Annotated in this window: 24 protein-coding genes; 15 read left to right on the top strand and 9 right to left on the bottom strand. The window is 55.1% G+C overall.

The features are described from left to right. Positions 1–6: 6 nt before the first annotated feature. The 5 genes from EL361_RS03875 (at position 7) to EL361_RS03895 (ending at position 4,886) form a co-directional block, all read left to right on the top strand. Positions 7–330, top strand: a complete 324-nt coding sequence (locus tag EL361_RS03875) for an STAS domain-containing protein (RefSeq protein WP_126376799.1) — start codon at positions 7–9, stop codon at positions 328–330. After that, the gene (locus EL361_RS03880) at positions 331–690 is read left to right on the top strand and encodes a response regulator (protein ID WP_126376801.1); all 360 of its coding nucleotides are present in this window, start codon (positions 331–333) and stop codon (positions 688–690) included. It abuts the gene before it with no gap. 89 nt (positions 691–779) lie between these two features. Then, positions 780–2,879, top strand: a complete 2,100-nt coding sequence (locus tag EL361_RS03885; protein WP_126376803.1) for a chemotaxis protein CheA — start codon at positions 780–782, stop codon at positions 2,877–2,879. An 11-nt stretch (positions 2,880–2,890) separates the two neighbouring features. Continuing rightward, on the top strand, positions 2,891–3,781 hold the full coding sequence (locus EL361_RS03890) for a CheR family methyltransferase (RefSeq protein ID WP_126376805.1): 891 nt from the start codon (positions 2,891–2,893) through the stop codon (positions 3,779–3,781). 28 nt (positions 3,782–3,809) lie between these two features. Beyond that, entirely contained in the window at positions 3,810–4,886 is a 1,077-nt protein-coding gene (locus EL361_RS03895) for a protein-glutamate methylesterase/protein-glutamine glutaminase (RefSeq protein ID WP_126376807.1), read from the top strand. Between the two features lie 71 nt (positions 4,887–4,957). Here the strand turns inward: EL361_RS03895 and EL361_RS03900 are convergent, their stop codons facing one another. After that, positions 4,958–5,305, bottom strand: coding sequence for a DUF190 domain-containing protein (locus EL361_RS03900; RefSeq protein ID WP_126376809.1), 348 nt, complete (start codon positions 5,303–5,305; stop codon positions 4,958–4,960). Positions 5,306–5,334: 29 nt separating this feature from the next. After that, positions 5,335–5,712, bottom strand: a complete 378-nt coding sequence (gene crcB, locus EL361_RS03905) for a fluoride efflux transporter CrcB (protein ID WP_126376811.1) — start codon at positions 5,710–5,712, stop codon at positions 5,335–5,337. A gap of 90 nt (positions 5,713–5,802) precedes the next feature. Here crcB and EL361_RS03910 point away from each other — a divergent pair, with 90 nt between their 5' ends. The 4 genes from EL361_RS03910 (at position 5,803) to aat (ending at position 9,970) form a co-directional block, all read left to right on the top strand. Next, complete coding sequence (locus tag EL361_RS03910; RefSeq protein ID WP_126376813.1) at positions 5,803–6,426, top strand: class IV adenylate cyclase; 624 nt, start codon at positions 5,803–5,805, stop codon at positions 6,424–6,426. 126 nt (positions 6,427–6,552) lie between these two features. Beyond that, on the top strand, positions 6,553–6,864 hold the full coding sequence (locus EL361_RS03915) for an ATP-dependent Clp protease adaptor ClpS (RefSeq protein ID WP_126376815.1): 312 nt from the start codon (positions 6,553–6,555) through the stop codon (positions 6,862–6,864). Continuing rightward, on the top strand, positions 6,865–9,180 hold the full coding sequence (gene clpA / locus EL361_RS03920) for an ATP-dependent Clp protease ATP-binding subunit ClpA (RefSeq protein WP_126376817.1): 2,316 nt from the start codon (positions 6,865–6,867) through the stop codon (positions 9,178–9,180). It begins immediately after the preceding gene. An 85-nt stretch (positions 9,181–9,265) separates the two neighbouring features. Continuing rightward, positions 9,266–9,970, top strand: coding sequence for a leucyl/phenylalanyl-tRNA--protein transferase (aat, locus tag EL361_RS03925; RefSeq protein ID WP_126376819.1), 705 nt, complete (start codon positions 9,266–9,268; stop codon positions 9,968–9,970). A 9-nt stretch (positions 9,971–9,979) separates the two neighbouring features. Here the strand turns inward: aat and EL361_RS03930 are convergent, their stop codons facing one another. From EL361_RS03930 to EL361_RS03945, 4 genes are all read right to left on the bottom strand, one after another. After that, complete coding sequence (locus EL361_RS03930) at positions 9,980–11,203, bottom strand: deoxyguanosinetriphosphate triphosphohydrolase family protein (RefSeq protein WP_126381275.1); 1,224 nt, start codon at positions 11,201–11,203, stop codon at positions 9,980–9,982. A 103-nt stretch (positions 11,204–11,306) separates the two neighbouring features. Continuing rightward, positions 11,307–12,308: a substrate-binding domain-containing protein gene (locus EL361_RS03935; RefSeq protein WP_126376821.1), complete on the bottom strand. Its 1,002-nt coding sequence runs from the start codon at positions 12,306–12,308 to the stop codon at positions 11,307–11,309. Positions 12,309–12,376: 68 nt separating this feature from the next. Further along, a complete protein-coding gene (locus tag EL361_RS03940) occupies positions 12,377–13,012 on the bottom strand; it encodes a cyclase family protein (protein ID WP_126376823.1) in 636 nt (211 codons plus the stop codon). Between the two features lie 72 nt (positions 13,013–13,084). Continuing rightward, entirely contained in the window at positions 13,085–13,567 is a 483-nt protein-coding gene (locus EL361_RS03945; RefSeq protein ID WP_126376825.1) for a hypothetical protein, read from the bottom strand. Positions 13,568–13,749: 182 nt separating this feature from the next. On the opposite strand from EL361_RS03945, the gene EL361_RS17030 reads away from it, so the two are divergent. The 3 genes from EL361_RS17030 (at position 13,750) to EL361_RS03955 (ending at position 17,109) form a co-directional block, all read left to right on the top strand. After that, a complete protein-coding gene (locus EL361_RS17030) occupies positions 13,750–13,902 on the top strand; it encodes a hypothetical protein (protein ID WP_172961626.1) in 153 nt (50 codons plus the stop codon). Between the two features lie 100 nt (positions 13,903–14,002). Further along, positions 14,003–16,024 (top strand): excinuclease ABC subunit UvrB, encoded by a 2,022-nt coding sequence (gene uvrB, locus EL361_RS03950; RefSeq protein ID WP_126376827.1) that lies wholly within the window; start codon positions 14,003–14,005, stop codon positions 16,022–16,024. Between the two features lie 20 nt (positions 16,025–16,044). Then, positions 16,045–17,109, top strand: a complete 1,065-nt coding sequence (locus tag EL361_RS03955; protein WP_232034868.1) for a potassium channel family protein — start codon at positions 16,045–16,047, stop codon at positions 17,107–17,109. Between the two features lie 139 nt (positions 17,110–17,248). Here EL361_RS03955 and EL361_RS03960 read toward each other — a convergent pair whose 3' ends face one another. After that, on the bottom strand, positions 17,249–18,763 hold the full coding sequence (locus EL361_RS03960; RefSeq protein WP_172961627.1) for a glycosyltransferase: 1,515 nt from the start codon (positions 18,761–18,763) through the stop codon (positions 17,249–17,251). A 129-nt stretch (positions 18,764–18,892) separates the two neighbouring features. On the opposite strand from EL361_RS03960, the gene EL361_RS03965 reads away from it, so the two are divergent. From EL361_RS03965 to dapB, 3 genes are read left to right on the top strand one after another with little or no spacing between them, the layout of a single operon-like run. After that, entirely contained in the window at positions 18,893–19,645 is a 753-nt protein-coding gene (locus tag EL361_RS03965) for a glycosyltransferase family protein (RefSeq protein WP_126376833.1), read from the top strand. Further along, positions 19,642–21,771 (top strand): NAD-dependent DNA ligase LigA, encoded by a 2,130-nt coding sequence (gene ligA / locus EL361_RS03970; protein ID WP_126376835.1) that lies wholly within the window; start codon positions 19,642–19,644, stop codon positions 21,769–21,771. Before EL361_RS03965 ends, ligA begins: the two co-directional genes overlap by 4 nt. A 22-nt stretch (positions 21,772–21,793) precedes the next feature. Beyond that, positions 21,794–22,573, top strand: coding sequence for a 4-hydroxy-tetrahydrodipicolinate reductase (gene dapB, locus EL361_RS03975; RefSeq protein WP_126376837.1), 780 nt, complete (start codon positions 21,794–21,796; stop codon positions 22,571–22,573). A gap of 160 nt (positions 22,574–22,733) precedes the next feature. Here the strand turns inward: dapB and EL361_RS03980 are convergent, their stop codons facing one another. Together EL361_RS03980 and EL361_RS03985 are read right to left on the bottom strand one after the other, a co-directional pair. Beyond that, positions 22,734–23,615: an alpha/beta fold hydrolase gene (locus tag EL361_RS03980; RefSeq protein WP_126376839.1), complete on the bottom strand. Its 882-nt coding sequence runs from the start codon at positions 23,613–23,615 to the stop codon at positions 22,734–22,736. A 153-nt stretch (positions 23,616–23,768) separates the two neighbouring features. Beyond that, entirely contained in the window at positions 23,769–24,872 is a 1,104-nt protein-coding gene (locus EL361_RS03985) for an MBL fold metallo-hydrolase (RefSeq protein ID WP_126376841.1), read from the bottom strand. Positions 24,873–24,950: the final 78 nt, after the last annotated feature.

The raw sequence follows: 24,950 nt of genomic DNA on the forward strand, positions 1-24,950 counted from the left end.
GGACTCATGGCAAAATATGATATGATTGGTGCCGGGCCCGAGGGGACTTTGGTCTTGTCGGGCGAATGGACCATTGAGAGTGCCTCCATGCTCAAGCAGGCCTTTCAGGAAGCCCTTGAGCGTTTTGAAGAACTCGCGTTGGATCTTTCGGGCGTGGATCGAGCTGATTTGATTTTTTTGCAAACAGTTTGCGCCGCTCAGGCTGAATTGAAGAGTAAAGGCAAGAACTTGAAGGCGGCAGGCTCGACTTCAGCTGCAGTGGAAGAGCTCGCAGGGACCGCCGGATTTCTAATGGGCAGCGTTGATAATTGCTTTTGGAGGAGAAGTTAGATGGCTTTGATAATGACCGTTGATGATTCCGCCAGCGTTAGGCAGATGGTGAGTTTTACCTTGAAGAATGCCGGGCACGAAGTGATCGAGGCTTGCGACGGCAAGGATGCCTTGAGCAAGCTCTCGGGCCCCATCAAGATGGTGATCACCGACTTGAATATGCCGAATATGGACGGCATTACCCTGATCAAGAATGTCAGGGCCAATGCCTCCTACAAGTTTGTCCCCATTATCATGCTGACGACGGAATCCCAGGCATCGAAGAAACAGGAAGGCAAATCCGCCGGAGCCACGGGTTGGGTCGTGAAACCCTTCAAGCCCGAGCAATTGCTGGCTGTGGTGAAAAAGGTGCTCAGATAGCTTGTACTGAGAGTGGGCGGGGCATTTCCCCACGGGTAACTCCCGTATGCGAGCCATGTGCGTGATGAGATTTCCAGGGAGATTTGGATATGTCGCAGGATGATATCAATCGCCAAGCGTTTCTTGAAGAAGCCAATGAACTGCTGGCAGAACTGGAAACGGCCTTGCTGGAACTTGAAGATACGCCGGAGGATTCCGAGCTTGTCGATCGAGTCTTTCGTGCGATGCATACCATCAAAGGCTCCGGTGCCATGTTCGGGTTTGACGATGTTGCGCATTTTACGCACGACGTGGAAACCGTTTTTGATATGGTCCGCGGGGGCGATGTTCCAGTCTCCAAGGAACTGCTTGATCTGACTTTGGGCGCACGGGATCACATTCTGGAATTACTCGAGGATGACACCGGAAAGGCTGCAGGATCCCCCCAATCCAAAGCCATTATCGCGGGATTGCGTAATCTGTCCGGGATGGGCAGTGGTACCGATTCTGTCGAACGGCCTGAGGTCGCTCAGGATGATTCCGGCGATTCCGATTCCGTTGTCACCTATCGAGTGCGCTTCAAACCCGAGCAGGGTGTCTTCAGTTCAGGGACAAACCCTCTGGCTTTGATCGAGGAATTGACCGAAATGGGCATGCATCAGGTTGTTGCTCATATCGAAAATATCCCGCCCCTTTCGGAATTGGATCCTGAAGACTGCCATGTCTGGTGGGATGTCGTGCTGGCCACGGATAAGGGTGAAGACGGGATTCGTGACGTGTTCATCTTTGTGGAAGACGATTGCGAATTGATGATTCAGACCATCGACAAGCTGGGGGCACTGGAAAACGATACCAGTTACAAGCGTCTGGGCGAAATTCTGGTGGAGCGTGGCGATCTGACTCAGGACGACCTGAAGGGTGTGCTGGGCGAACAGAAGCGCCTGGGGGATTTGCTGACCGAAGCCGGAGTCGTCTCCGAGGAGCAGATTCAATCTGCGTTGGCCGAGCAGCATGCCGTGCAGTCGATGCGCAAGGTCAAGAAAGAACAGACTACAGCTTCCAGCATTCGTGTGGCCGCTGACAAGCTCGACTATCTGGTGGATCTGGTGGGTGAACTGGTGATTGTGCAGGCTCAGATCACCCAGGTTGCCGGAGAAAAGAGCGATCAGGAATTTATTGAGCTCGCCGAGGAGCTTGAGCGGTTGACCGACGAGTTACGTGACTCGACGCTGTCGGTGCGTATGCTGCCCATTGGCTCTACGTTCTCCAAGTTTCGGCGTTTGGTCAGGGATTTGTCCGACGAGTTGGGCAAGAAGATTGAGTTGACCACCAGCGGGGCGGAAACCGAACTGGACAAGACCGTTATCGAGCGTTTGAACGACCCGTTGGTTCATCTGCTGCGTAATTCCATTGATCATGGCATTGAGCCTCCTGAAATCAGGGACGCCGCGGGTAAACCGACTGCAGGTACTATTTTTCTTTCCGCAGAACATGCGGGAGGTGAGGTCCTGATCACCATCAAGGATGATGGGGCGGGGATGGATAGCAATACCATCCTGGCCAAAGGGGTTGAGCGCGGGCTGGTGCCCAAGGATGCCGACCTGAGCGATAAGGACATCTTCAATCTGATTTTTGCCCCCGGATTCTCTACTGCGAATAAGGTCACCAGTGTCTCTGGTCGCGGAGTGGGCATGGACGTTGTCAAGCGCGGCATCGATGCCCTGCGCGGGTCCATCGATGTGGATAGCAAGCGTGGCGAAGGGACGGTGATTACCGTGCGGCTGCCTTTGACCCTGGCCATTATCGACGGTCTGCAGATCAAGGTGGAGGATGAGCATTATGTGATTCCCCTGTCCTTGGTGGAGGAATGCGTCGAACTCATGCAGACCGAGGAAGAACGGGCCCGTGAACAACAGGTGCTCAACCTGCGTGGCGACATTGTTCCTTATATCCGTTTGCGTGATTGGTTTACCGTGCCTGGAATTGCTCCCGAGATTGAGCAGGTTGTGGTCACCGGATTTGATGGAAGTCGAATCGGGATTGTGGTGGATAACGTCATTGGCGAACACCAGACCGTGATCAAGAGTCTGGGCCGTGTCTATCGTGATGTGGATGGCATCTCCGGGGCGACCATCAAGGGGGATGGGTCCATGGCGCTGATTCTGGACGTGCCTCAAATTATCCGCACTGCGTCCGCAAGTCGGATTTGACGGAGGCGACGATGACAGCATTGGAGTCCTCTTCCTCCACCCACGCAGCCGGAACGAATTCTCTGTGCCCGACCAGGGCTCGCTCCATGAGTGACAAGGATTTCAAGCGCTTTGCCGAGTTCATCCACGAGGAATGCGGTATCAAGCTGCCTCCTTCCAAAAAGACCATGCTTGAAGCGCGTTTGCAGAAAAGGCTGCGTGCGTTGGGATATGGGGATTACAGGGAGTATTGCGAATTTCTGTTCACTCCAGAGGGTATGGAATGTGAACTGTGCAACCTGATTGATCAGGTCACTACGAATACCACGGATTTCTTCCGTGAGCCCAAGCATTTCGAGTATCTGTATTCAACGCTGCTGCCTAAGTGGATGGCGCGGCAGGGCGCCCAGCGCGCGCTCAACATCTGGAGCGCTGGTTGTTCCATCGGAGCCGAACCCTATACCATGGCCTGTGTGTTGTCCGACTTCAAGGAGAAGTACTCGCAATTTCGCTTCCGCATCCTGGCGACGGACATCTCCAACGAGGTGTTGGGAAAGGCGGCCCGCGGCATTTACACGCAGGAGCAGGCAAGGGGGGTTCCCGGAAACACCCTGCGCAAGTATTTCATGCGTAGCAAGGATCGCAGCAAGAAGCTCGTTCGTGTGGCCCCGGAGATTCGGAGGCAGGTTGAATTCAGGCAACTGAACTTCATGGAGTCGTTCAAATTTCGCGAGCCCAAGGATATTATTTTTTGCCGTAATGTGATCATTTATTTCGACAAGCCCACCCAGGCCGGTTTGATGAAGAAGTTCTGTGCGAACCTAAAACCCGGTGGGTATTTGTTCATTGGCCATTCGGAAAGTCTGGCCGGTCAGTCTCTGCCACTGGAACAGGTGGCTCCGACGATCTATAGAAAATCCTGACGGAGCCTGGCTTGTCATGGGGAGATGTATGGGAAAGAAAATCAAGGTTCTCATTGTTGATGACTCGGCTGTGGTGCGCAACACCATGGCCGATTTGATCTCTTCCGACCCAGAGCTTGAGGTGATGGATACTGCTGCCGACCCTTTTGTGGCAGCGAAGAAAATGGAGATCGAGGTTCCCGACGTGATTACTCTGGACGTCGAGATGCCCCGCATGGACGGACTGACTTTTCTCAAGAAAATCATGAGCCAGCATCCCATTCCGGTGGTGATGTGTTCTACCTTGACTGAAAAAGGTTCCGAAACCCTGATGCGTGCTCTTGAATACGGAGCCGTGGATATTATTCAGAAGCCGAAACTGGGCACCAAACAGTTTTTGGAAGAATCCAGAATTCGCATCACCGATGCCGTTAAGGCTGCGGCCCGGGTCAAGGTGGAAAAGCTGAGAGTCCGCAAGAAGATCAAGATTCAGCCCAAATTGTCGGCTGATGCCGTGATCGATGGGCCCGCCCCCAAGATGAATAAGCTGCAGACCACGGAAAAGGTTGTGGCTGTGGGGGCTTCAACCGGCGGAACCGAGGCGTTACGTATCTTTTTGGAAGCCTTGCCCCGCAACTGTCCTGGGGTGGTCATTGTTCAGCACATGCCAGAAATGTTCACAGCGGCCTTTGCCCAGCGCCTGGACTCCACCTGCATGATCAAGGTCAAGGAAGCCGCCGACGGAGATACGGTGCTTCCCGGGCAAGCCCTTATCGCCCCTGGGAATAAGCATATGCTGTTGAAACGGAGTGGGGCACGTTATTATGTCGAGCTCAAGGATGGTCCGCTGGTGCGTCGCCATCGACCCAGTGTGGATGTGCTGTTCCGTTCATCTGCGAGGTATGGCGGCAGCAATATTCTGGGTGTGATCATGACGGGCATGGGCGACGACGGCGCCGTTGGTATGAAAGAAATGAAGGACGCAGGGGCCTATAATATCGCTCAAGATGAGGCAAGTTGTGTGGTCTATGGCATGCCCGGTGAGGCCGTGAAGGCTGGCGGTGTGGACAAGATTATGCCCTTGGAAGCAATTGCGCCGGAGGTTGTGCGATTGGGGGCAAGTTAGCCTGATCTGTTGAATGACACTGATCACGCCGTCTGGAGATTCTTCAGGCGGCTTTTTGCTGGTTTTCAGGGCTATTTCTTTTTGCCGTCGTTGTGGCGGTAGACCAGGACCTGCACCTGTTCGCGCACCACCAGTCCTTCGCCGATCATCTCGTCGAGCAGCGGCAGGAAATCGTCTATCTTGCTGGGCTCGTCCACGATTTCGGTAATAATGGGCAAGTCTTCGGACAGGCGCAGTATCTTCGAGGTGTGAACTCGGCTGTTGGCGCCGAAGCCTGCTATACCCCGTAGTACCGTAGCTCCGGCAAAGCCGCTCTTGCGGGCTTGCTCCACGATGGCTTCGTGCACCGGACGGCCCTTGTAATGGTCGTTTTCACCGGTGTAAATCCTCAGCCGCTCAGCATTTTTTGGTAGCTGCATGGTATTGTTCTCCTGCGAAGTCCTTGGCTTTATGGAACCAGCCGTGCCAACTTGAGCCCGGCGAACAGTACGGCAAAGCCAATCAGGTTCTGTCCCGTGATGTTCACGACTGCAAAGATCCATTGTCCTGCACGCATCAGGGCAACGGATTCGAAGGCAAATGTGGAAAAGGTGGTGAACGCCCCCATGAAGCCGGTCAGGACGATGACCCTGGCTTGTGGCCCGAAGGCAGCACGTTCTTCCAGTATCCCCCAGACCAGGCCGAAGAGCAGACAACCCAGCATGTTGACCGCAAAGGTTCCGAGCGGGAACGAGCCCCCGGCCCAGCGTTGGACCAATCCTGCCAGTCCATAGCGCGAAAGGGCACCGGCTCCTCCGGCAAGGGCGATGAGCACAAGTTTCTGCACGCGCGTGTTCCTCCATGCGCCGTTGCGGTTTCGCCCGGGACGGTTTACCCTTGGAAAAACAGCCCCTAAGCGGGTGAGGGGAGCATTTCCATGCCGATGGAGACGGAACTCAAATATCTCGGCGTGAACCTGGACGACGTGCGCCACAGGCTACAGGCTTTGGGCGCGGATTTCCAGGGAAAGCGCTTTGAATCCAATATCGTGTTTGACGATGAGCAGCGTTCCCTCAAGGGGCGTGGTATTCTGGTGCGCCTGCGTGACGACGGGCGGCGGATTCTGACGTTGAAACGACCTCCTGCGGGACCCGTTCCTGAGGGCGTCAAGGCCTGGGACGAACATGAAACCAGGATTGACGATCCCGGGGTTATCGAAACGTTGTTGGGGACTCTGGGTTACGCTCCGGCTTTTTCCTATGAGAAAGTCCGTGAGGAGTGGATCTTGGAGGGCTGTCATATCTGTCTGGACCAGATGCCTTTTGGCGACTTCCTGGAGATCGAAGGTGATCCTCTTGCCATCCCGGTTGCTGCCTCTGCTCTGGGTGTGAAATCCTGTGAGGCTTCTACCAAGAATTACCATCAGCTCAATCGCGAGCATCGCGAAGCCGTCGGCCTTGAACCACGGGAGAGCTTTGTTTTTGATTCCGATAAAAAAAAGGCTCTGCTGGCTCAATTGTCCAAGGCTTCAGAATCTGGACAAATCCCCCACAGGTCTTAGTTCTGGGGGTGGTTTCAATGTTTTTCTCTTGTGGTGACCGGTTGGTTGACGTATTCTGTTTGTAATGGAGGAATTCCCGTTTCCCAAGGTGGGGCGGGGCTTCCTGTAACGTAGGAGGAGTCCACGGTGGCGGATCCTTTCGCGCGGCCCGGGGAACCGGGTGTCTATATCGAGGATGAGGTTCGCGAGCCGCGTAAGTACAAGGTGCTGCTGCACAACGACGACTACACGACCATGGAGTTTGTCGTTCGCGTCCTGACAGCCGTGTTTTCCAAGTCCGAGGTCGAGGCCATGGATATCATGCTCAAGATCCACAATGAAGGCATCGGCGTTTGCGGCATTTTCACGGCAGAGGTTGCGGAAACCAAGGTTGCCCTTGTGCGGCAGTTGGCTGCCCGAGATGGATTTCCTCTCAAGTGTACAATGGAAGAGGTGTAGATGCTCTCTAAGCGCCTGGAAAATGTCCTGAGTTCGGCTGTTAAGGAAGTCAAGAGACGCAACCACGAATACCTGACGCTGGAACACCTTTTGTACGCGATGCTGCTCGAAGAAACCGGGCGGGACATCATGGTCAATTGCGGCGTAAATGTTATCCGGCTGAAGCATCAGCTGGAGCGCTTCTTTATTGATCATATGGAGATTCTGCCCGACGACACTCCCAGCGAGGTCGTGCAGACCCTTGGTGTGCAGCGCGTGCTGCAGCGTGCCATTTTGCAGATTCAGTCCGCCAGCAAGGACAAGGTCCGTGTTGGTGATGTGTTGGCGGCCCTGTTTGAGGAAGAGGATTCCTACGCGGTCTACTTCCTGAAGTCACACGGTGTGACTCGTCTTGATGTGTTGGATTATATTTCGCACGGCGGTGGCAAGCCCGAAGATGGTGGTGGTTGGTCCATGCCAGGGAATCAGGGGCCGGCCCGTGATGTCGGGGAACCTGAGCGTCCGGTGCGTGAGGGCGATTCCATGCTGGAGCAGTTTACGGTGGACCTTACCGAGACTGCCCGCAAGGGTGAGATCGACCCCCTTATCGGGCGTGACCACGAGATTCAGCGAGCTGTGCAGGTGCTTTCGCGCCGTCGTAAGAACAACCCGTTGTTTGTTGGCGACCCCGGAGTGGGCAAGACGGCCCTGGCCGAGGGATTGGCGTTGCGCATTGTCGAGGGCCGGGTCCCGGAGGAATTTCTCGAGACCCGTATCTTTGCCTTGGACATGGGGTCCATGCTGGCGGGGACCAAGTATCGCGGCGACTTCGAAGCCCGGATGAAGGGTGTGATCAAGGAATTGTCCGCCATCCCCGGCTCCATTCTCTTTGCCGATGAGATTCACACCATTGTCGGGGCCGGGGCGACCACCGGAGGCACCATGGATGCTTCGAATATTCTGAAGCCCGTGTTGCAATCGGGCAAGATGCGCTGCATTGGCTCCACCACCTATGAGGAATTCAAGAACCATTTCGAGAAGGATCGTGCCCTGTCACGTCGCTTCCAGAAGATTGACGTGCCCGAACCCTCGGTGGACGAGACCTTCGAGATTTTGAAGGGATTGTCTTCCTACTACGAGGCGCACCACGGGGTGCATTATACTCATGGCGCATTGCGTAGTGCAGCGGAACTGTCAGCCCGGCATGTGGCCGACCGGTTCCTGCCCGACAAGGCCATTGACGTCATCGACGAGGCAGGCGCAGCCTACAAGCTCAAGAAGCGTCGTCGCAAGGGAGATGATATTCGTCCACAGGATATCGAAGCTGTCATCGCCCGTATGGCGAGAATTCCTGTGAACCGCATCACGACCACGGACCGCGAACGCCTGCGCAATCTGGAGCCTGATCTGAAGACCCGTGTCTTTGGGCAGGATAGGGCCGTGGAGGCGTTGTCCCAATCCATCAAGCGGGCTCGTGCCGGGTTGCGTCAACAGGGCAAGCCCACGGGCAGTTTCCTGTTCGTTGGTCCCACGGGCGTGGGCAAGACCGAATTGGCCCGCCAACTGGCAGCCAGCCTTGGTGTGAATTTTGTTCGTTTCGACATGAGTGAATACATGGAGAAGCATGCCGTCTCGCGTCTGATCGGAGCGCCTCCGGGGTACGTCGGTTTTGACCAGGGAGGACTGCTGACTGACGCCATTCGCAAGAATCCTTATACGGTATTGTTGATGGATGAGATCGAGAAGGCTCATCCGGATGTATTTAACATCCTGTTGCAGGTCATGGACTATGCAACACTGACGGATAATAACGGGCGCAAGGCCGACTTCTCGCATGTGATTCTGCTCATGACCTCCAATGTCGGGGCCTGGGAGGCCAGCGGCAAGGGGGCCATGGGCTTTGGCGATACCATGTATGAGGACCGTTCGGACAAGTGCATGCAGGCCGTGGAAAAGGTCTTCAGTCCCGAGTTCCGCAACCGCCTGGACGGAGTGGTACCCTTTGCCAGCCTGACCCCTGATGTCATGGGGCTCATCGTGGACAAGTTCGTTGGTGAATTGAATGAACGCATGGCCGAACACAAGGTGACAATCCGTTTGACACCGGGCGCACGTTCCTGGCTCGCTGAACGAGGTTTCGATAACGCCTTTGGTGCACGTCCACTGTCTCGATTGATTCAGACCGAGGTGGAGGACCCCATGGCCGATGAATTGCTGTTTGGCGCTTTGGTGCGTGGTGGCGAGGTGGTGGCCGAGGCCCCCAGAAAGCGCCGCAAGAAGGGCGAGCCTGAAAAGCTGCGTTTCAAGTTTCCCAAGTCTGCAAGTGGCTCGAAGTAGCGTTAGGCGGCGTTGAATACTTGAAATTGACTAACCCCGGCGCGGGCGGTTCGCCGTCCGCGCCGTTTTTGGTGGAAGCTGTTTCATGAGTATCGATTTCATTCCACCCCACAACCTCTGGTTCCCCGATCCGAACGAAGCGGACGCGGACGGGTTGCTGGCCTTTGGTGGAGATCTCTCCGTACAGCGCTTGGTGGAATCCTACGCCCGGGGGATTTTCCCGTGGTACGGGCCGGGAGATCCCATTCTCTGGTGGTCGCCTGACCCACGCCTGGTGCTGGAACCTGAAGATCTGCACGTCTCGCGTTCCCTGCGTCGGGTGATCAACTCCAGGCGTTTCGAGATCAGTGTTGATACGGGATTTCGCTCAGTGATCTGCGAGTGCTCACGCGCACCACGCCGAGAAGGTCCCGGCACATGGCTGGTGCCGGAGATGATCTCGGCCTATGTGGATTTGCATCATTCGGGGTGGGCACACAGTGTGGAAGCACGTCTGGATGGACAGCTGGTCGGTGGCGTTTATGGTGTTGCCGTGGGCCGGGCCTTTTTTGGTGAATCCATGTTTTACCGCGAAGCGGATGCCTCCAAGGTGGCGTTTGTCTGGCTGGTACGGCTGTTGGAGCAGTGGGGTTATGGACTCATTGATTGCCAGCAGACGACGGCGCATCTGTTGCGCTTTGGAGCCAATGAAATCCCACGCCGATCTTTTCTGTCGCGAATTGCGTCGCTTGTGACCGTCCCTGTGCTGGACGGGGCGTGGACCATTCCTGCTGGCTTTGATCCGTTGTAATCCCTCTCCCTAAAATGAAACGATCTCCTCGAAAGCCTTGATGGCGAAAGAGTCGGTCATGCCTGAGATATAGTCCAGAATGGCTCGGGTGTAATCGTCTTCGTCCTCGGGATTGTAGAGTCGGTCAGCCATGTACTTGAGGCTGATGGTGCGCCGCAGGCTCGGGTGTCCATATTTGATCAGCCAGTCGTAGAAGGTGTCGGCCAGATGGGGGCAGACCTCACGCAACTGGTTGACATTGGAGAGGCTTTTGTCTGGATGGTAAGTACCTTTGAGTCGTTTGAAAATGGTGTTTACGATTAGTTCTGCATATTCCACGAAATAGGCCAATCGCTCATGAAAATGGATGTGACGGTAGTTGAATTCCGTCAGTTCGGACATCAGCTCCACATTGGCGCTTGAGAAGCGCAGCCCTGTTTCAGGAGAGCTGCTGCGACACAGGTCGTTGATGAAGACCTGCATCAGCAGGGAGTTGTTGATGTGGCGGAAGGTGGATTCTCCGAAACGCTGAGCCACCGCACGCAGATATTTCAGTTCATCTCGAGTCAGAATCTTCAGGCGGATGGCATCCTCGATGTCGCGGCCAAGTGCGGCTACGCGGTCTGCGACCTTGACCACTGCCCCTTCCCAAGTGAACGGCTCGACAATGGTATCCCCGGGGATTTGTTCCAGTGGAAGGGCTGTGTCTCTGGGGTAGACCGGCCTGTCTCCCATTTGACCGCAGTGACAGACCACGCCATCACGCACCGCATAAGTCAGATTCAGGTTGTAATGGACCCCGCCCGGGGCTTCCAGAGTCTCGATTCGATCCACGAAATGCAGGCTGTTGTTCTGATGCCGGAATCGGCTGCCCAGTTCTGTTTCCGCGATGCGGGAAAGGAGTCGTTCACCCGCGTGCCCGAAGGGGGCGTGCCCCAGGTCATGGCCGATGGCGATGGCGCTGGTCAGTTCGGCGTTCAGGCCCAAGGTCTCGGCAATGGTCCGGGCCACGGCGGTCACGTGATTCACATGCTCGATGCGCGTGCAGACGTGATCGTTTTGCGTGGCGTAAAAGACCTGAGTCTTGTGTTTCAGGCGGCGATAGGCGGTGCAGTGCAGGGTGCGATTGTAATCCCGCGCAAATTCGCTACGCAGATCGCCCTGGCGGGCGTAGAGCGGATCTCGGCGGGTGACGGCTTGATCCCATTTGGGATGGCCGGGGTGCATGGCCTCGGACAGAAAGGTGGGTTCCATGGGGCTCCTCGGGTGCGGGCTCAATTCTCGGAATTCAAGAAGTGCTACATCCAGAGGGGCTGTGAGTCAAAGGTGTTGGCCTTGCAGGTTTTGTATCTGGTTGTCATTCGGTGCATATTACGTCGGAAGAACTCCTTCGCACACAACTTTCCGTTGGAGTATAAATCACATTTGGGACAGGCTCGCCATGGTAGATTTTATATAGGATTTCAATGGCTTTCTTACCCATTGCGTAGGGTTTCTGGCCAATGTTTCCGTGGGCAAGTCCTTGCTCCAAAAGTTGAAGCTGGTTTTGTAAGGTGTCACCGACGATGATGATTATTTTCTTGGAATCCAGATCTGCACGGCGTTTGCTCAGACTTGTGAGGTATTCTTCTGGCCTTTGTTGAGGCCAGGCTCCAAGAATGATGATGGTGTCAACGTGACCAGTATTCATGCAGCCATCATCAAGGATATACAGCAGTTGATTCAGTGCTACCTCTGGATCGTCTCGGCAAAACAGGGGGCAGCGTTCGTATTGTGTCCATTTTCCTGAATTGTTTCGATTCAGGGCATTGATGGTTCCTCGCATACGGTCGGCCAGTCCCGGAGCGGATTTGTGCCCACTGATGATGCAATACGTGCCGCCGCCCGGGCGATGTTGTTTGGCGAGTTCTCCCAACCTTTGACCGAATTGATAATTGTCGGTGCCGATATATGCTTTACGGATATCGTGGTTGTTGGAAAGGGTTGCTCTGGAAAAGTCCGAATCAAAGGTCACGATGGGAATGCCAGCCTTTCGGGCTTTGGCAATGCTTCGCTCCTCGATGAATTCGGAGTTGATTACAGCTACAGCCAAGCCATCGATCCCCTCGTCAATGAGATCTGAAATGATGTTGTTTTGCAGGCGAGGGTCTGCTCTTTCCGGGCCTCTGTAGATGCATTGCACATCTTCCAAGGCCTCTGCGGCATTCATGCAGCCGTGTTTTACTGGGGTGTAGAATTCGCTGTTTCCTGTCTTGGGGATAATGGCAAAACGCAGTGTTTTTCCTGTTGCTGTGTTGGGCAAGGGGAAGATCAGAGCGATAAAGAGCGCGATTATCAGGGGTGCTGTGAGTTTGAACATTTCCCTGATTTGTTATTACTTTTAAAGAGGCACTGCAATGTTGTTTCGGTATAATTGTGTGGCTGGTTTTAGATAACAGTGGCGATGGCACGCACGGGGGAACCGTCACCATCAACGATGGGCAGGGGAAGGGCTTGAAAGTCAAAGCCGTTTCTTGGCAGTTGTTCGAGGTTGCAGAGATTTTCCACGATAATCAGCCCATTGGTGAAAAATACATGATGAATTGGATAATCATTGGTATCCACCTCATCTACTGAGATGGCATCGGTTCCGATGCCAAACAGGTTGAAACCAGTCAGCCAGATTGCAGCGGCCTCGGTCAGTACGGGGAAGGGGTGAAAGTATTCGGGAGTACCCCAAAATTGCTCCCAACCTGTACGCAGGATGGCGAAGGCCGATTGCTCAAGGGCCGGGGTGTAAGCTTCCAGGTCTGAAGGGAGCGCTTCTTTCATGCCACGCAGATCAAGAATACAACCCGGTCCCATGAAGCGATCTGGAGGGAGATCACTCAGGGAGGCACCTTGGGGCAGCATATGTGCCGGAGCGTCCAGATGGGTTCCGGTATGCGAGAACAGAGTCAGGCGTTTCTCAGCATATCCATTGGCCTGGATGGTGGTTGCCTGTTCGAAGTTTGGAGCTTCGGTGCCGGGATAAATTGGCATGCCGTTCTGCATGGGATGTGAGAGGTCAATGATCTGGGGCATTGTGATTCCTGAATGAAAAAGGGGGCGCAGACCATTGCTGTCCGCGCCCCCTTTGTTGATGTTGAGTTGGCCTTAGGCCTGTTCTTCCACCAGGGGCTCGGCCTGAGACAGGTCATAGAGCCCATGCATGGGGAATGGCAGATCGAAGTTCGGCAGCTGAGAGAAACGGATCAGGCCGATGGTCTTGCCTTCGGGGACGGCAGACAGGGGGGACAGTCCCGTGGGGATGGGGAAGCTCATGGGGGCAGAGGTGGCTTCGATTACACGATCCTCATAACGACGTTCGATGTAGTCGAAAATCTGGTCCCGTTCCTCTTTGGTGAAGGCCTCCAGCATGAGTTTTTTGCTGCCTTCGGGGTCGGTCAGGTCCGGTTCTACCGGGTCGCCCAAGAGGCCATCCCAGTTGTAGCTGTTGAATTCTTCTTCGCTGAATTCCGGACGGAAGAGGTGCACCTGCACGTTCTTGCGGCCCTTGAAGCTTTTGATGGTCATGGTCATGACATAGGCCCTGTCAGAGGGCAGGGGCTGTTCCGAGGCAACGCTGTGTATCTGCATGCCGTCACTCCTGTGCGGTTGCGGTTGAGTCCTTTGAGCGCGGTTTACGCACTCAGGTGAGGTTTGTTTACGAAAAAAGAACGCTTCTGTGAAGCCCTTCACAAGCGCTTCTTGCCGTTCTTTTGCTTGTGGGGACATTATGATAACGTGCGCCAATCAAATCATCGGGAAGGAGATTCTACATGTTCAAGCGTTTTGTTGTATTGACCTGTTTGTTGGCCTTGCTTGTTCCTGTCTTTGGTTGTGAAAAGGAAGGAAAGATGGAAAAGGCCGGGAAGCAGCTGGATCAGGCTGCTGATGATCTGAAGGACAAGACCAAGAAATTGTTCGAATAGATTTGTAGGTGATGCACACATCAAGGGAGGCTTTGGCCTCCTTTTTTTGATCTGCAGTTTGGATGTTTACCTCGGACCGGGCTCCGGGTACAAGCACTGTATGCCCTCATTCGATAATGTTACAGACACCATTCCCTTTCGTATCCAGAGTCCGTTCGAGCCTCGTGGCGATCAGCCCGAGGCCATTGCCGATTTGGTGGCCAACCTGAGCGCAGGAGTGTCGAATCAGGTCCTGCTGGGTGTGACCGGGTCGGGCAAGACGTTCACTGTGGCCAAGGTGGTGGAAGCCTTGCAGCGACCTGCGCTGGTTTTGGCCCCAAACAAGACCCTTGCGGCCCAGCTCTATAATGAATTCCGGGGGCTGTTCCCGGACAATGCCGTTGAGTATTTTGTCAGCTACTACGATTACTACCAGCCCGAAGCCTATCTTCCGCACACGGATATCTATATCGAGAAGGACTCGTCCATCAACGACGAGATTGAAAAGCTCCGCCATGCTGCAACCCATGCACTACTGACCCGACGCGATGTGCTCATCGTGGCCTCGGTGTCCTGCATCTATGGCCTGGGTTCTCCAGAATATTACTCCAAGATGGTGGTGCCTCTTGAGCCTGGGCAACGTCTGTCGCGTGGGCAGCTTATTGATCGGTTGGTGGAGGTCCATTACGAGCGCAACGATTATGACTTCCACCGTGGAACCTTTCGCGTGCGTGGCGATGTGCTTGAGATCATTCCGGCCTATTCCAATCAGCAGGCCTTGCGCGTGGAGTTCTTTGGGGATGAGATTGATGCCGTATCCGAAACCGACCCCATCACCGGGGAGGTGCTGAACCGTCTGCCCAAGACCATTATCTTCCCCGCCAGCCATTATGTTTCGGACCGAGCCAATTTGAATCGATCCATGGATGAGATTCGTGATGAGCTTGCGATTCAGTTGGGGCATTTCAGGGAGCGCAACATGCTTGTGGAGGCTCAGCGCCTGGAGCAGCGTACCCAACTGGATCTGGAGATGATCGAGGAACTTGGCTATTGCAACGGCATCGAAAACTACTCCCGCTTTCTTGATGGGCGCAAGCCCGGCGAACCGCCGCACACCCTGTTGGACTATTTTCCCGAGGACTTCATGATGTTCCTGGACGAGTCACACGTGACCGTGCCTCAGGTCGGGGGAATGTTCAAAGGCGACCATTCGCGCAAGCAGACGCTGGTGGATTTTGGCTTCCGGCTGCCTTCGGCGCTGGATAACCGGCCTTTGAATTTTGAGGAGTTCAAGCAGCGCATCGGACAGGCGGTGTTTGTTTCAGCCACGCCCGGGCATTGGGAATTGGATCAGGCCCAGGGATTGGTTGTGGAGCAGATCATTCGCCCCACTTGGTTGGTGGACCCGGAAATCGAGGTCCGGCCTTCGGCCGGCCAGATGGATGATCTGATGGCCGAGTGCCGTAAACGTCGTGATGCGGGTGAACGGGTGTTGGTGACTACGTTGACCAAGCGCATGGCCGAGGACCTGACGGAATACTTACAGGGCATGGGTATCGAGACGCGCTATCTGCATTCGGATATCGATACACTGGAGCGTGTGTCCATTCTCCAATCCCTGAGGAAGGGTGAGTTCGATGTCCTTGTAGGGATCAACCTGCTGCGGGAAGGGCTTGATATCCCGGAAGTATCCTTGGTTGCCATTTTGGATGCAGACAAGGAAGGTTTCTTGCGCTCGGTGCGCTCGTTGATCCAGACGTTCGGACGCGCTGCGCGCAACACCCATGGTCGGGTGTTGATGTATGCTGACAAGGTTACGCGCTCCATGCGGGAAGCCATGGAGGAAACTTCGCGTCGCAGGGAAAAACAGCAAGGCTACAACATTGAGCACGGAATGGAACCGACCACCATTCGGAAAGAATTGAATAATGTACTGGATTCGTTATATACACGCTCAGAGAGGGGGAGGGGCAAGACGCCGATTTCAGCCGAAGATATGGCTGGAGACCCCAAGGCAATGGCTGCCGAGATCAAGAGTCTTGAGCGTGAGATGCGTGTTGCGGCCAAGGATCTGGAGTTTGAGCGTGCAGCACAACTTCGGGATCGGATCACACTGCTGCGGGAACTGATGCGAGCTATTTGATGTGTGCGGATGTATGTAAATTGAGCAAGGGCAGACCCGACAAACATGGCCTGTGTGGCCAGATCAAGCTCAGTAAGCTGCAGCGGCGCTATGGCAGCTTCTGGCCGCTGATTATGGGCTTGTGCTCTCTGATGCTGATTTTCTTCGGCGGAGTCTACGGCTATATGGCCGTCGAGGGCTGGACCTACCTTGAAAGTTTTTACATGGTCCTTATTGCCCTCTCCACCGTCGGGTTTGAGGAGGTTCATCCTCTTTCGGAAAACGGTATGGTGTTGACCAGTGTCCTGCTCATTTTGGGCGTGGGCAACTTCGCTTTTCTCATCGGTTCGTTCACGCAGATTCTGGTGGAAGGCCGGCTTCAAACTGTTTGGGGGAGGCACAGAGTGCAAAAAAGTATCGATAAACTGACTAATCATACCATTGTTTGTGGTTACGGGCGTATTGGGTCCATTGCCGTGCGGGAGATTGAGCGCGAAGGGTTGCCTGTCGTGGCCGTTGAAATGGGCGAGGAACTTATCCCTAACATGGAAGAAGACGAGATCTTGTTCATCTCCGGTGACGCCACCTCGGACGATGTCCTGACCCGTGCTGGTATCCATCGTGCCAAGAATCTGATTACTGCTCTGTCCTCCGAGGCCGCCAACGTCTATGTCTCCCTGACTGCGCGGCAGTTGAATCCTGCACTCAATATCGTGGCTCGGGCCAATAACGAGTCACACATCAACCGTCTGAAGCACGCGGGTGCAGACCGTGTGATGCTGCCGCATACCATTGGTGGTATTCGCATGGCCCAGTCCGTTGTGCGACCTGCTGTGACCAGTTTTCTTGAACTGGCAGTCGCTGGTGATGGAGTGGAATTGTCCATGGAAGAGTTGACCCTTTCCGACCGGTCAGAACTCTGTGGCAAGAACCTGATTGAATCCAAGATTCGTCAGCGGTTCAACGTGATTATCATCAGTCTGAAGCATGCAACCGGAGAGGTTGTCTTCAATCCCGATGCCAAGACTGTTCTTGCTGCTGGTGACACCGTCATTGCCGTTGGCGACAGGGAAAATCTGGGCAACCTGTGGGAAGTGACTTCGTAATAGAACCAGACCATTTCATCCATTTGAAGTGATTTTCCCTTTTGGTTTTCAGCGAAGGGGATGAGATTTTCGACCACGCGGAAAAGCCGGGCATGCCCGGCTTTTTTTGTCATTGTCATAATCGTGGCCTTGGAAGGAACTACAAGCTCAGGGCCTCTTGTTTGGTGAGGACGTCATCGAGCAGTGCCTGGGCTGCAATTTTACGCATGGCCTTGGCATTGTCTGGCCCTATTTTGTACTGAAGTTTTAGCTGGTTGCCGAAGGCATTGCCACTGGCAGCACTGCTCATGGCGCATTTTGTGCCCGAAAGCCGGGCATGACGGACGGTCAGATGGCCCGTGTAAACGGGGATGTGACCGGCCAGCAACAGGCGCAGATCGTGCTCCAGGTCATCAAGTTGGGTGGGCGAGAAGCGGATGTCGAATTCACCCGCCTGGAGCAGCTTGGCCGTGCTGAACATGTGGCAGCATCCCGTGACCGAGGCGCAGGGACGGATGTAATCGAACTGGCCCAGGTCCGGGCCTTCGTGATGCAGGTCCGTAACCTCAAACAGGGTTGGTTGGTTGCTGATGTGTGCCAGAGTTGAGTCGTCATATGGTTCGCGCAGGTGCAGGTCCGCATTCTGGATGATGGCGGGGCGTGCTATATCCACGACCTTGCAACCCCAGACTCCGGCTGCGGGGTAGGCCTCGGTAGCTGCGCCCAAACGGCCCAACCAGTCGGGAACGAGTTCGACGTCATCGTCCAGATAGACGGTCCAACGTGAATTGCGAACCTCTGGCAAAGTCATCAGCCAGTTGCGCGCCGCAGGGGCGCCAATGTTCGATGGCAGACGAATCTTGCTGAAGCGCTTGCCCAGACGGTTGGCCCAGGCGTCCACAACTTGCGGGGTGGCATCGGTGCTGCCGTTGTCCAGAGTGATGATGCAGGCTTCTTTTGCATCCGAGGCGGCAAGGCTGGCAAGGGTTTTGTCCAGATCGTCGGCTTTGTTCCAGGAGTAGAGCAGCACCACCGTCTCTCCCTTAGGCATCGAGATGGTCTGGTCCCGTTGCATGACCAGGTCATACAGGCGCATCAGGGTGTTGACTTGCCAAGGAGAAGCCAGCAGTGATTCACGGTACCGAGTAATGGCCCGTTCGCGGTCCCCTGTGCGTAGGGCGCATTCTGCTTCAAGATTCATAATGCGGGGCAGGGGGACATCCAAGGCTCGGCAAGCCTCGCCCGCCTGCTCAAAACGGCCTGCCAGGAAGTGTCCTTCGGCTTGGAGCATATGTGCTACAGCGGGGAAAAACGGTTCGATCTGTGAGGCGAGTGTGAGCATTTCGCTGGCGGACACTTCGTCTCGGGCGTGTGCAAGCGCTGGTTGCAGGCTTCTGAGTTTGCCTTGGGATTTGGAAGCCTGTTTCAATAGGGCTTTGATTGGCGCAGGCAGAAGGTGCAGTTTGGCGTCCAGGGAGAGAGTCTGAGTTGCCAGGTTCGCGTCCAGCGGGTCGTGGGTCCAGGCCTCGGCCAATAGCGTCAGTCCCAAATCCACTAATGGTTGGGGTGCCCCCAGAGCCAATAGCGCAGAACGGGCCAGATGCGCTTTCCCGGTGCTGCCCGTCATAAGAGCTTCAAGCAGCGGGGTGGGCAGTGTGTTCCACTGAAACGGCATGGGCAAGCCTCGGATGATTGCGGTTTTTGTGGGTTGCACGTACAGTTCAAGTCCCGGTAATTGTAGGTCCGGGCGCGCAAAAATGCAAAATAAAACAAGGCCGCACGAACTTGCAGCCTGATGGAAATCATGCCGGACAACTCCCTGGCCATAGTTATTCTTCATTACGGGAAGCCTGAACTGACAGCCAAGCTTGAGCGGCAACTCAAGGCCGATGTGCAGAACTCCAAGGGGCTGAATATTCCGGTTCTGGTGCTGGACAATGCAGCGCCGCAGCTCTATCCCGACTCCTGGCAGCGATTGGATGAAAATCTCTATTGGGCCGGGGCCTTCGAATGGGCCATGCGGCGGCTTTCGGAAGAAGGCTTCAAACGTGTCTGGTTTCTCAATAACGATTTGTATTTTGTTTCCAGACCGCCGCTGGTGGGCTCCGTTGTAGGCAGGCTTGCCCGCATGGAGATAGCTTTGGGACGGGTGGGGATTTATGCACCATCTGTGACCTCCAACCCTTACCATCCCCAGATGGAACAGCGCTCTCAAGCGCAGTTCAGGCAGGTGAATCTGGTGGACGGCATTGCGCCTCTGGTGCATGTGGATGCTTGGCGAGAAGCCGGAGGCCTGGCTTTTGGGATGAATCCCTTCGGCTATGGTGTGGACCTGGATTTTTCGGCTCGTGTGGCCAAGGCTGGATGGGTGTTGGCCGTGGATCATCAGGTCTGCGTGCGCCATATCTACCATAGCACCGCTCGCACCGTGGATGGATTCATGGACACCGCCGCCCGCGCCGAGGCTGAATTTCTGGCCCAGCGGTTTGGTCCTGATTGGCGTGAGACTTTACGGAGACTTAAAAACGATTTTACCGACTACGAGACCTTCCGATGACAATCTCTCAGGACATACAGGGGCGCGTTGCCGAGCTGCGCGGCCTTCTTGAATATCACAATCACCGCTACTACGTGCTGGATGATCCCGAACTGACTGATGCCGAGTATGATGTCCTGTTTCGAGAGCTTCTGACCCTGGAACAGGAGCACCCGGAGTTGGATGACCCCAACTCCCCGACCCGCCGAGTGGGTGGGGCCGTGCGCGAAGGGTTTGAGAAACGTAGCCATACTCAGCGAATGTATAGCTTGGACAATGCCTTTGATGTGAACGAATGGCTTCTGTTTACCGAACGTATTCGCCGTGAGGAACCGCACGCTCCGTTGGCTTTCTGGGCGGACCCCAAACTGGACGGGTTGGCTGTGGAGGTTGTCTATGAGAATGGTCGGCTGGCTGCCGCTCTGACGCGCGGTGACGGTGAAATTGGTGAAGTGGTGACCGAGAATATGCGTACGGTTCGCAATCTGCCACTGACCCTGACGATTCCCGACTCCAATTCTGCACATTTTATTCCTCAGTTGCTGGAGGTCCGTGGCGAGGTCGTCATGCTCAAGGATGACTTTCACGCCTTGAACGAGCGTCAGGAGGAAGAGGGCGAAAAGGTCTTTGCCAACCCTCGCAATGCGGCTGCCGGGTCTGTGCGTCAGTTGAATTCGAAGATCACGGCCTCTCGGCCTTTGCGTTTCATGGCCTATGGCGTGGGCAGTGTCCGCTGGGCCGACGGGGCGCAATCGCCCGGGGAGCATTGGCGGACTCAGGCTGAGGTTATGTCAGCCTTGGAGGAATGGGGCTTTACCATCCCGCCCGGTGCGCAGCGCTTCGAATCCCCGGATGGCGTGGCCGGGTACTACGAGCGGCTGGCCGAAGAACGTGATGGACTGCCCGTCGAGATCGATGGCGTGGTGGCCAAACTTGATGATCTGGAACTGCAGGAGGCTCTGGGCTTCACGGCCAGATTCCCTAAGTGGGCCATTGCCATGAAGTTTCCGGCCCATCAGGCCGAAACCCGCCTGGAAGCCATCGAGATTCAGGTGGGGCGGACCGGGGTGCTGACTCCGGTGGCCCGACTGGCCCCGGTCAGTGTAGGGGGCGTCACCGTATCCAACGCCACTTTGCATAATGAGGACGAGGTTCGGGCCAAGGAACTGCTGATCGGTGATACTGTGGTGGTGCAGCGGGCCGGGGACGTGATCCCCGAGGTTGTTCGTCCCGTCAAGGAGAAGCGTGACGGCACAGAGCAGGAGTATGTATTTCCCCGCCATTGCCCGGCCTGTGATTCGGACGCAGTGCGTCTGGAAGGCGAAGTGGCCTGGCGTTGCGTCAATGCCTCCTGCCCGGCGGTGGTCAAGCGAAGCATCATCCATTTTGTGTCCAAGGCCGGGCTGGATATTCAGGGTGTGGGCAAGAAGCTGATTGAGCAGTTGGTCAAGGAAGGGCGTGTGCAATCTCCAGCCGATCTCTTTGGCCTCGGGGCCGGGGAATTGGCGCTTATGGAGCGTATGGGGACCAAGTCCGCCGAGAACGCCGTCGCTGCAATTGGCAAGGCCTGCAAGACCGCATCGCTGGATCGCTTGATCGCAGCCATGGGCATTCGCCATGTGGGTGAGCAGACGGCCAAGACCCTGGCCCGACAGTATCACGATCTGGACGAAATTATGAGCGCCGGCAGCGACGAGTTGATGGGGTTGTCGGACATTGGTCCTGAGGTCGCGGCGTCCATTGGTGTGTTTTTCGGTAATGAGGACAATCGCGCCCTGTTGGAGCGATTCCGCAAGGCCGGGTTGTGGCCCGTATCTGATCCCACGGAGGAGTCCTCCTCTGCGGGGGTGCTGGCGGACAAGACATTTCTGTTTACGGGAACGCTGCCCGGGATGAGTCGACCCCAGGCTGCCAAGCTGGCCGAAGCCGCTGGAGGAAAGGTCGTCAAGACTATCTCCAAGAAGGTGGATTATCTGGTGGCTGGCGAGAAGGCGGGCGGCAAACTGGACAAGGCCGAGGCTTTGGGTTTGACTGTCATTGATCATGCTGAATTCATGCGGCTGTTGAGCGGCGATGAGAGTGGGAACGATGAACCCGATGAGGATGTCGTGCCCACAGGAACCCCTCAGCAGTTGTCACTCATTTAATATCAATCATTCGGAGAGTATCATGAGCACCTCTATTATCGTTATCGGCGCCAAGGGGCGCATGGGCGCCATTATTGCGGGCATGGCCAAGGCCGACCCCGAGCTTGAACTGGCCGGGGTTATCGAACGCGCGGGCTGTGACGAAGGTCTGGACGTTTACGGTTGCCTGTGCGGCACTGAATTGGAAGCCATGTTGCCTGAATGCCCTGGCGCTGTAGTGATTGATTTTACTTCTCCCGCCGTATCCGTAGCCAATGCCAGAAAGTGTGTGGCGGCGGGGAACCCCATCGTTATCGGCACCACAGGCCTTTCTGATGACGAGAAAGGGGAGCTGGAAGAGATCGCCCAAAATGGCAAGGTCTTCTGGGCTCCGAACATGAGTGTGGGTGTGAATGTGCTGCAGAAGGTGCTGCCCATGCTGGTGCGGGCCCTTGGCGAAGGCTACGATATGGAGATGGTGGAACTCCATCACAATCAGAAGAAGGACGCACCCAGCGGTACGGCTCTGAAGTTGGCCGAGTGCCTGGCCGAGGCCCGTGACTGGGATCTGAAGGAAGTGGGCAAGTACAGCCGTGAGGGCATCATCGGTGCTCGTCCCAAGAAGGAAATCGGCGTGCAGACCATTCGCGGTGGTGATGTGGTCGGTGTGCATACCATGTATTTCATGGGCCCAGGCGAGCGCATTGAAGTTACGCATCAGGCTCATTCGCGCGATACCTTTGCGGCTGGTAGCCTGCGTGCAGCCAAGTGGCTGGTTCAGCAGCAGAGCGGAAAACTCTACACCATGAGTGATATCTTCTGATTGCCGATGTGGATGCCTTCGTAGGATCGCTCCTGCCGTATGGCACTCCATAATCTTTACACCCGCCATCTTCCATTCCCCGGAAGATGGCGGTTTTTCGTGGTCCAGATTGTCATGATGGAGTTTTCGAAAGCATTATTCAACCGGGCCACGATTGTAGCTATTGGCTCCATTCCTGGTCTGATCGGATGAAAGACGTGATGGCCTGCGCCATCTCTTCCGGAGCCTGGTACATGAGCCAGTGACCACCATGTGGGAATGTGACCAACCGTGCCTTGGGGATGAGTTCAGTCATGTTCTGACTATGAGCTGGAGGAGTGATGAAATCATCCTCGCCGACCAGGAGCAATACGTCGTTATTCATCGTTTTCAGACGCGCGGTTGCTCCTGCCCATTGTTCGATGGCCATACGCTGTCGGGCAATGATTGCGGGGTCAGGGACAGTTGGTGGGGCGGGGAGATGTCCGAAGATGTCAGGATGCCCATCAAACCATGGCTTGGGGAACATCATGCCTGCCAGTTCTTCAGGGGCGAGGTTGCCCAGCCTGTCCAAAACCTTGACGATCTCGGTTGATTCCGGGGCCGAGGCGTACAGAATCAGGTTCCGTGTTCTGTCGGGCGCTGTAAGGGCCAACTCCTGAGTGATGCAACTGCCCATGGACCAGCCAAGGATATGGGCGCGTGAGATGTTTAAGGCATCAAGTAGGCCGAGGGCATCACTTGTGAATAATTCATAGGAAAAGGGGGTTTCGGAGGTGCTGGAATAGCCCATGCCGCGGTTATCAAAGGCGATAACCTGGAAGGATTGCGCAAGGCGTTCCACCAGAGTGTGGTCCCAGACATCCATGGTTGCCCCGTAGCCAGTGATCAGCAGCAGTGGTTCGCCCTGTCCGAGAATCCGATAGCCGATGGAGATATCATTGACCGCTGCTTGTTTGACGGGAGAGTCGATGAATTGGCTTCCGAAGCACGGAAGGCTGAAGATGAATATCGTTAGTATCAGGGTCACAGACGTTGTGTATCTGGAAAGGTTATTTTTCATGCGAAATGACCTTGGCTTGACGTGTGTTCTGTTTTCGGCCTGTGAGTATTCTCGCTACTCGGGCAGCACTGTCTGCTGGGGTATAACCACTGGTGGCATCATCTGTTGCCGTTCATTCCATTCATGATTGCTTGTTTGGTTCATGAACACAACTCAAATGCCTTTTGACAGCCACCATTTTTGACATGCTGCGGCATGGGGGATGCTGATAACTTCACCCGGTAGTGGGGTGAGGATGTGAACTCCCTGAACCGATGCTGCTTTTGTGGCTCGTTGCATGGGATCGAACCAGTTGTGAATGGCAAGATTGAATGTGCCCCAGTGGACAGGGACAAGGAGTTGCCCTCGTAAATCCTGATGGGCCTGAATCGTTTCTTCCGGCATCATGTGAACGACGGGCCAGTATTGGCTATAGGCACCGCATTCGATGAGCGTGAGATCAAAGGGGCCATAGGTGTCGCCGATGGTCTTGAAATGACCGGCATAACCGGAATCACCACTGAAGAAGACACGTTTGTTTCGTCCCAAGATGGTCCATGAAGCCCACAGGGTTTCGTTCCGATCAGTAAGGCCGCGGCCCGAGAAGTGCTGGGCAGGAGTAGCGACAAAGCGCAATCCGGAACGGTGTTCACTGTTATTCCACCAATCCAGGGCAACGATTTTGTTCTGCGGAATACCCCATCCACGCAGATGCTTGTCCACTCCAAGAGGAACGTAGAAAACTTCAGTCCTGGAGGCGAGAGAACAAATGGCATCTCGATCCAGATGATCGTAATGATCATGGGAGATGATCACTGCATCCAGCTTGGGCAGGTCCTCGGTCGTGATGGGCATGGAGTCATGAAATCGCTTGGGTCCAAGCAAGGGCAGGGGAGACACGCGATTTGCGAACACGGGGTCTGTTAGAATCAGTTTACCTTCGATGTGGATCAGTGCTGTGGAATGCCCCAACCAGGTCACGCCCAGATCACCGGAAGATTCAAGGGCAGCAAGATTTAGTGTTTGAACTGGTGGTGCTGATTTGGGAAACCTCTGCTCATCACCACAGAGATAGGCACGGGTCATACCAAACAGATTGTCCATGATATTTATCTGGATTTTATTGATATTGTGGAATTTTCCATCGTTGAATTGCGGTGAGGCTTTTATTTTCATCGAGAATGGGTCCTTGTTTTCAGTGCGTTCCGCCCCGCAAGACATGATTCCGACGATCAGGATGCATACTGCGCAGAAGGCTCGAAATGGCTTAGCTTGCATGGATTGTCTTGTAGAATTGCTGGTTTAATGTTTTTTAGTGTAAACTACACTGTGCAGTTTACCTGTTGACTCTACGAA

Origin of the sequence: Desulfovibrio ferrophilus (assembly GCF_003966735.1) — a bacterium.
GTDB classification, from domain to species: Bacteria; Desulfobacterota; Desulfovibrionia; order Desulfovibrionales; family Desulfovibrionaceae; genus Desulfovibrio_Q; species Desulfovibrio_Q ferrophilus.